Source organism: Thiocapsa sp., assembly GCF_022340925.1.
Taxonomy (GTDB): domain Bacteria; phylum Pseudomonadota; class Gammaproteobacteria; order Chromatiales; family Chromatiaceae; genus Thiocapsa.
Genome location: NZ_JAJDNA010000115.1, coordinates 24399 through 30776, shown reverse-complemented (window position 1 = coordinate 30776; position 6378 = coordinate 24399). Strand labels below are relative to the sequence as shown.

Here is a 6378-nt window from a genome sequence, read left to right as displayed (position 1 = left end):
CGCGCCTTGATGCCATCGGCCATCTTTGACACCGCGCTCGGGTCCATCAGGTCCGTCGCGAAGACAGCCGAATCGCTCCCCTCCGGGATCGCCTCTTGAGCGGACCGGAGTGCATCGAGGTCCAGGTCGACGAGCGCCAGGCGCGCGCCGCGACGGGCAAAGGCGTCCGCGGTTGCGCGGCCAAGGTTTCCAGCCGCCCCAGTGATGATGACGGTTCTTCCAGTGAATTCGTTCACGCTACGCACTCCCGAATGCTGGCCGGCGGTTCGATGCGCCCGCCGGCTGGGCGCTTTCAGCCGCAACATGGGGCTGCGCGGAGGATGACCAAACCGTGCCCGACCGGCCGGCTCGAGCGCAGCGAGCGTTGTTCATGCGGGTTGCTCGGCTAGCCTGTATCATTGGTTTGGTGAGCAGATCAGTTCATTCAGAATATCAGATTGGCTGTTGCCCGGTCCGTTTTGGCGTCCGCTCGGGCTGTCTCGCGCAGAGCCTCGCCGGTCGCCACCGCTCTCAGGCCTGGGACAGACCGGCTGGGGCGAGGGTTCGCTGCGCGCTCTTCCGGCGGGGCCGAGGAGCGCCCTGGAGAAAGGCGCGCGGAGGATCTGCGTCGTCTCCTGCCGCACCACCGCCGCCCGCGCCGCCAGGCGGGCCAAGCCGATGATGGAGCTTCTGTTCTTGCTGCTTCCGCTTGCGGCGGCCTCCGGATGGTGGATGGCCCGCCGCGGGACTCCCCTCCGCCGCAATGAGCGTTCATCTCCACACCCTGCTTTCCTGCGTGGCCTGAATTACCTTTTGGAAGAGCAGCCGGACAAGGCCATCGACATGTTCCTCGAGCTCGTGGAGGTCGACGGCGAGACGGTCGAGACGCACCTCGCCCTCGGCAGCTTGTTCCGTCGTCGCGGTGAGGTCGACCGCGCAATTCGCATTCATCAGAACCTGATCGCACGAAAAAACCTGAGCGTGGAGCAGCGAGGAGATGCCCTTTTCGAGCTCGGTCAGGACTATATGCGCGCTGGCCTGCTGGATCGGGCAGAGCTCCTTTTCCAGGAGCTTGTCGAGCTGAGGCTCAATCAACAGCGCGCACTTCAGAGTCTCCGCGAGCTCTATGAGCAGGAACGCGACTGGGCGAAGTGCCTCGAGGTGACTGAGCGGCTGAAGCCGCTGACCGACCATCCGATGGGCGTTGCGATCGCTCAGTATCACTGTGAGTTGGCCGAAGAGGCGCGGCGCGCCGGAAGGTCGGCCCGCGCTCAAGCCGAGCTGCGCTCTGCCCACGAGGCGGACCCGGGCTGCGTGCGCGCAATGATGCTCGAAGGGCGCGCGGCGCTGGCGGACGGCGATCCGGAGCGGGCGTGGAGCCTCTTCATGCAGGTGGCCGAGCAGCACGCGGCCTACGTGCCCGAGGTCCTGCCGGAGCTCATCGAGGCCCTGCGTCAGTTGGGCCGTGACGATGTGCCCGGCGTCCTGGAAGGGCTCGCGCGACGCCATTCCAGTCCGGCTCTCATCTTGAGCCTCAGCGAGGTCGTTGCCGAGAGCCAAGGCCAGGATGCGGCAATGGAGCTCTTGACCCGATATCTATCGCGCTACGCAGACCTGGCAGCGCTCGAACGGCTTTTTTCCCTGCAGGCCAGTCAGGCACCGGAGGCGGATCGACCAGGCCGCGACCGCGTCCGCGTTGCCCTCGAGGTGATCCGGCATCTGCTCGCACGTCAGCCTGTCTACCAGTGTGATCACTGCGGATTCCAGGCGCGTTCGCTGCATTGGCAATGTCCCAGTTGCCGCTGCTGGGGATGCGTCGTTCCCGTGCAGCCTGAGCCGATCATCGGCGACGAGGTGCTCCATGAGCGGCGGCTTGCCTAGCCGGGGTTGGATTGCGGGCGCACGTGGGTCGGCTGTCTCCGGAGCCGGCTCCAGGCGTCGACGCTGATCCATCATCCGCTGCGCGGAGCCGGTTGCCGATCCGAACCGACAGGGGCAGACTTTGACAGAACCCAAGCGCATCATCGTGGCTCTCGATTTCGCGGCCGAGGCGCCTGCACTCGACCTGGTCGCGCGTCTGACCCCGTCGCGTTGCCGACTCAAGGTGGGAAAGGCGCTGTTCACCCGCCTGGGGCCGGCGTTTGTCGAGACGCTGCAGGCGCGCGGCTTCGAGGTCTTCCTCGACCTGAAGTTTCACGATATCCCCAACACCGTCGCGGAGGCCTGCGCGGCGGCGGCGGACCTCGGGGTTTGGATGCTCAACGTGCACGTCTCGGGCGGGGCGCGCATGATCGAGTCCGCTCGGGAGCGGCTCGATCGAATGATCCGTCCGCCGTTACTGGTCGGTGTGACGCTGCTCACCAGTCTCGCAAAGCAGGATCTAACGGCGATCGGCTGCCCCGGCGAACCGACCGAGCGGGTGCTGCAACTGGCCGAGCTCGGGCATGCCGCAGGTCTCGACGGCGTGGTCTGCTCCCCGTTGGAGGCCGCGTCGGTGCGTGCCGCGCGAGGCCCCGATTTCATCTTGGTCACGCCCGGGGTCAGACCGGCTGCGGCCTCGCTCGACGACCAGAGGCGCGTGATGACCCCTCGCGAGGCCTTGGCGGCTGGGGCAGATTACTTGGTGATCGGCCGGCCGATCACCGCGGCGCCGGATCCGGTGGCGGCACTGGCGGACATCGAGGATTCGCTCCCGATGTGACCGGGAGCACAAACCCGGCGTCGCGTGTGACAATCCATGTCGGAGGCGATCCGATCCGACCGACGATTAGAAGCTGCTCCAACAGCAAGGAGATGACTCGATGGCGAAAATCCGAAAAGCGGTATTCCCGGTGGCTGGGCTTGGCACCCGGTTTCTACCGGCCACCAAGGCGAGTCCGAAAGAGATGATGCCGATCGTAGACAAGCCGCTGATCCAATACGCGGCCGAGGAGGCCGAGGCGGCCGGCGTCACACAGCTGATCTTCATCACCGGGCGAAACAAGCGCTCTATCGAGGATCATTTCGACAAGGCCTACGAGCTGGAGGCTGAGCTGGCCAATGCCGGAAAGCATCAACTGCTCGATATCGTGCAGAACGTGCTTCCGCCCGCGGTGACCTGCATCTACGTTCGCCAGGCGGAGGCCTTGGGCTTGGGCCATGCGGTGCTTTGCGCACGCTCGGTCGTGGGCGACGAGCCGTTCGCCGTCATCCTCGCGGACGACCTGATTCGTGCCCATGGCAAGGGCGTTGTGGAGCAGATGTCCGATGTCTATGAGCGCTTCGGATGCAGCGTACTCAGTGTCGAAGAGGTCCCGCGCGAGGACACCAACAAGTACGGCATTGTCAAGGTTGAGCCTGGTCCCGAAGGCGAGTTGCGTGTGGTCTCGATCGTGGAAAAACCCGCGCCCGCGGATGCGCCGTCGAATCTCGCCGTGGTTGGTCGATATCTGTTGACGCCCAAGATCTTCGAGAAGCTCCAGCAGACCCGGGCCGGTGCCGGCGGGGAGATCCAGTTGACCGATGCCATCGCCGCGTTGATCAAGGATGAGCCGGTGATCGCACACCCTTTCCAAGGCAAGCGCTATGACTGCGGAAGCAAGCTGGGGTACCTGGAGGCGAGCGTGGAATTCGGTCTCGCGCACCCGGAGCTCGGCGAGCGCTTCTCCGCCTATCTGCGCGCTTTTGGCAAGCAATAGCCGACCCGGCGACAGACCGTGCCTGGCTCGCCCATCAGCGGCGGGATGTCGCACCGAATCGCGCCGCAGGCCGGGATCCGCGAGATTGCCCAGTTGGGGATGGCCCAAGTCCAAAACTCCCCGGGCGGGAGATCCGCGGGCGGCGGGGGCTGGCCCAACAGATTCCAGGCGAGGCGCAAGGCCGGAAACGGATTCCGGATCTCGATCGGGGCCGCCGCCAGGGACTTGCTGAGTTTGCGGCCCTGGTGATCGACGACCAAGGGGACGTGGGCATAGCCGGGCCGGCCGAGACCCAAGGCCGCTTGGAGGAGGACCTGACGGGGAGTGGAGAGGAGCAGATCCGCCCCACGGACAACGTGCGTGATCCCCTGCCAGGCGTCGTCGACGACCACGGCAAGCTGATAGGCGGGGAGGCCGTCGGCTCGCCGCACCACGAAGTCGCCAACCGACTCGGCAACACTCTGCACCTGCCGCCCCTGGATCCGGTCATGGAATCCGATGGGACCTTCCGGAACACGGAACCGGATGGTCTGGGCCTTTCGCCCGACTCGCACACCGTCGCGGCAGGTCCCGGGATAGACCGGCCCTTCGGGGCCGGGCCGCCCGTTTCGCGCGATCTCCGCCCGGCTGCATGCGCACGGATAGGTCAGCTGGTCCGTGTCGAGCCGGTCGAGTGCTTCCCGGTAGGCCGCGGCCCGCCGGCTCTGACGGACCACGGCTTCGTCCCAGTTCAAACCGAAGGCCTCCAGTGTGCGCAGGATCTGATCCGCGGCACCCGGGACCTCGCGTGGGCGGTCCAGATCCTCGATCCGCACTAACCAGGCCCCGGCATGCGCACGGGCATCCGCGTAGCTGGCAACAGCAGTCAGGAGTGAACCAGGATGAAGGGGGCCGGTCGGGGACGGGGCGAAGCGTCCTCGATAGTCGACTCTGCCGAGGCAGGACTGGCCTGGCATGGACTCAAGGCGGCGAGCAGGCTCGGCGTCAGCCGCGCTGCCGTTCTCGGATCTCGTCGAGTGTCTTACAGTCGATGCAGAGTGTCGCCGTGGGGCGCGCCTCGAGACGGCGGATCCCGATCTCGACACCGCAAGCCTCGCAATAGCCGTACTCGTGCTCGTCGATGCGGCTGAGGGCCTCGTCGATCTTTTTGATCAGCTTACGCTCGCGATCGCGGGTACGCAGCTCCAGGCTGAACTCGGACTCCTGAGTGGCGCGGTCGTTGGGGTCGGGGAAATTGGTCGCTTCGTCCTGCATGTGATGGACGGTACGATCGACCTCTTCCATCAGTGACTGCTTCCAAGCGAGCAGGATCTCCCGAAAATGCGCCTCCTGGTCAGGGCTCATATAGTCCTCGTCCGGCCCGACGCGATAGGGCTCGAACTCGGACACGTTGGCTTGATCTGCATTCGCTTCGGCCATCAATGTACTCCCGAAGGCTCTCGTGGTGGGTGGCAAGCGCCCGATCCCTTAGTTTAGGACCAGCCGCGAAAAACGCCCTTAAGTACCAGATCAGCGGCAGTTGGGCAACCGCATTGGCGTCTACCCGGTGATTCTGTCGGGCGCGACCCGCCTCACCAGGTCGGGATCGTCCCGGGCGGCGGGGGTGCCGGGGCCGGTGGGAGAAGTCCACCATCGCCGATCCAGACCGCCGCGACAGCGACGGACAGGGCGACGAGGAAGGCGAGCCAACCACCTCCGGTGGCCGACGTCGCGGTCTCGCTCGGCGCGTTCCGATATCCATGGATCATGGGCCTGATCAGGTCATCCTTCCGGAGAAACGTATAGACGAGGATCGCGCACAGGTGCAAGCCGACCAGCGTGCCGATCAGCCATGCATTCTGACGATGCAGTCCGGAGAGTCGGTCGCTGGCCGCGGCGGAGACCAACTCGTAGAGGGGGCCCGTGAACGCGATGTCGTCGTTGGCCACCAGCCCCGTCAGCGCCTGAAGCAAGAGCGTGGCGAGCAGGGCCAGGACGGACAGGGCCGCCAGCGGGCTGTGGCCCAGGCCGTGCCAGCGACCGCGCAGGTAAGCGACCACTGCGGAGGGGCCGCGCACGAACTGGCCGAATCTCGCATAGCTCGACCCCAAGACTCCCCAGGCGAGTCGAAACGCGAGCAGCCCAAGAATCAGCAGACCGATGCGGCCATGCCATTCCATGAGTCCGCCGCCCTGCAACCCGGTCACGAAAGCGGCCACGACCAGCAGCGCCAGGATCCAGTGAAACAGGCGAGTGGGTAGATCCCAGACCAGGACACGACGTTCGCTCACGCCCGCAACTCCTCTTCTGCTCAAACCCGCTATCTTGAAGCGCCAGCTGGTTCGCAGCAACCCGGAGGCGGGCTTCTTGCCTCAATCTGGGGTTATTCGCGGGCTGAATCGTGGAAGTTCATCGTGACGATCGAAAAATTTGTCTTTCTACCGAGAAGCGCTTCGGTTAGATAGCGGCCGAAGGCCCCGTTGTATGACCTGAGGTGATGGACATGTTGGACAACGACAGCAGCTACGGCGAGGAGTCGAGCGAACGCGTGCCATCGATAACCAGCCCGGATGTACGCAGTCCGGCAGCGAATCTCATGGTTCGTCGAAGGATCGAGCACATGCGCGAGCTCAAACGCCTGCGCGAGCTACTCGATGATCCGGATTTCGATGAGCTGAGCTGAGCTCGGCAGGGACATTGACCGCAACGGCTTCAACCCGTGGGCGCGGCATGGCAGGAGCGC

At 65.3% G+C, this 6378-nt stretch carries 8 protein-coding genes; 4 read left to right on the top strand and 4 right to left on the bottom strand.

The genetic code is table 11. From position 1 onward, the window contains the following. The coding region (locus LJE61_RS13930; protein WP_296918688.1) for an SDR family NAD(P)-dependent oxidoreductase at positions 1-236 on the bottom strand (236 nt) is incomplete at its 3' end. Positions 237-657: 421 nt separating this feature from the next. On the opposite strand from LJE61_RS13930, the gene lapB reads away from it, so the two are divergent. The 3 genes from lapB (at position 658) to galU (ending at position 3656) form a co-directional block, all read left to right on the top strand. Then, complete coding sequence (gene lapB, locus LJE61_RS13925; protein ID WP_296913731.1) at positions 658-1860, top strand: lipopolysaccharide assembly protein LapB; 1203 nt, start codon at positions 658-660, stop codon at positions 1858-1860. 121 nt (positions 1861-1981) lie between these two features. Further along, entirely contained in the window at positions 1982-2680 is a 699-nt protein-coding gene (pyrF, locus tag LJE61_RS13920; RefSeq protein ID WP_296913665.1) for an orotidine-5'-phosphate decarboxylase, read from the top strand. Between the two features lie 100 nt (positions 2681-2780). Beyond that, complete coding sequence (galU, locus tag LJE61_RS13915; RefSeq protein ID WP_296913669.1) at positions 2781-3656, top strand: UTP--glucose-1-phosphate uridylyltransferase GalU; 876 nt, start codon at positions 2781-2783, stop codon at positions 3654-3656. Here galU and gluQRS read toward each other — a convergent pair. From gluQRS to LJE61_RS13900, 3 genes are all read right to left on the bottom strand, one after another. Next, positions 3629-4612 (bottom strand): tRNA glutamyl-Q(34) synthetase GluQRS, encoded by a 984-nt coding sequence (gene gluQRS / locus LJE61_RS13910; RefSeq protein WP_296913672.1) that lies wholly within the window; start codon positions 4610-4612, stop codon positions 3629-3631. The genes galU and gluQRS overlap by 28 nt on opposite strands. Before the next feature lie 28 nt (positions 4613-4640). Next, entirely contained in the window at positions 4641-5075 is a 435-nt protein-coding gene (gene dksA / locus LJE61_RS13905) for an RNA polymerase-binding protein DksA (RefSeq protein ID WP_296913675.1), read from the bottom strand. A gap of 152 nt (positions 5076-5227) precedes the next feature. Then, positions 5228-5926: a cytochrome b/b6 domain-containing protein gene (locus LJE61_RS13900; RefSeq protein ID WP_296913677.1), complete on the bottom strand. Its 699-nt coding sequence runs from the start codon at positions 5924-5926 to the stop codon at positions 5228-5230. A 212-nt stretch (positions 5927-6138) separates the two neighbouring features. Between LJE61_RS13900 and LJE61_RS13895 the strand changes: the two genes are divergently transcribed. Next, positions 6139-6318, top strand: coding sequence for a PA3496 family putative envelope integrity protein (locus LJE61_RS13895; protein WP_296913680.1), 180 nt, complete (start codon positions 6139-6141; stop codon positions 6316-6318). Positions 6319-6378 lie beyond the last annotated feature (60 nt).

Coding starts and splice junctions, on each gene's coding strand:
- dksA (WP_296913675.1), bottom strand. CDS start 5,075: ATGGCCGAAGCGAATGCAGATCAAGCCAACGTGTCCGAGTTCGAGCCC.
- gluQRS (WP_296913672.1), bottom strand. CDS start 4,612: ATGCCAGGCCAGTCCTGCCTCGGCAGAGTCGACTATCGAGGACGCTTC.
- lapB (WP_296913731.1), top strand. CDS start 658: ATGATGGAGCTTCTGTTCTTGCTGCTTCCGCTTGCGGCGGCCTCCGGA.
- galU (WP_296913669.1), top strand. CDS start 2,781: ATGGCGAAAATCCGAAAAGCGGTATTCCCGGTGGCTGGGCTTGGCACC.
- LJE61_RS13895 (WP_296913680.1), top strand. CDS start 6,139: ATGTTGGACAACGACAGCAGCTACGGCGAGGAGTCGAGCGAACGCGTG.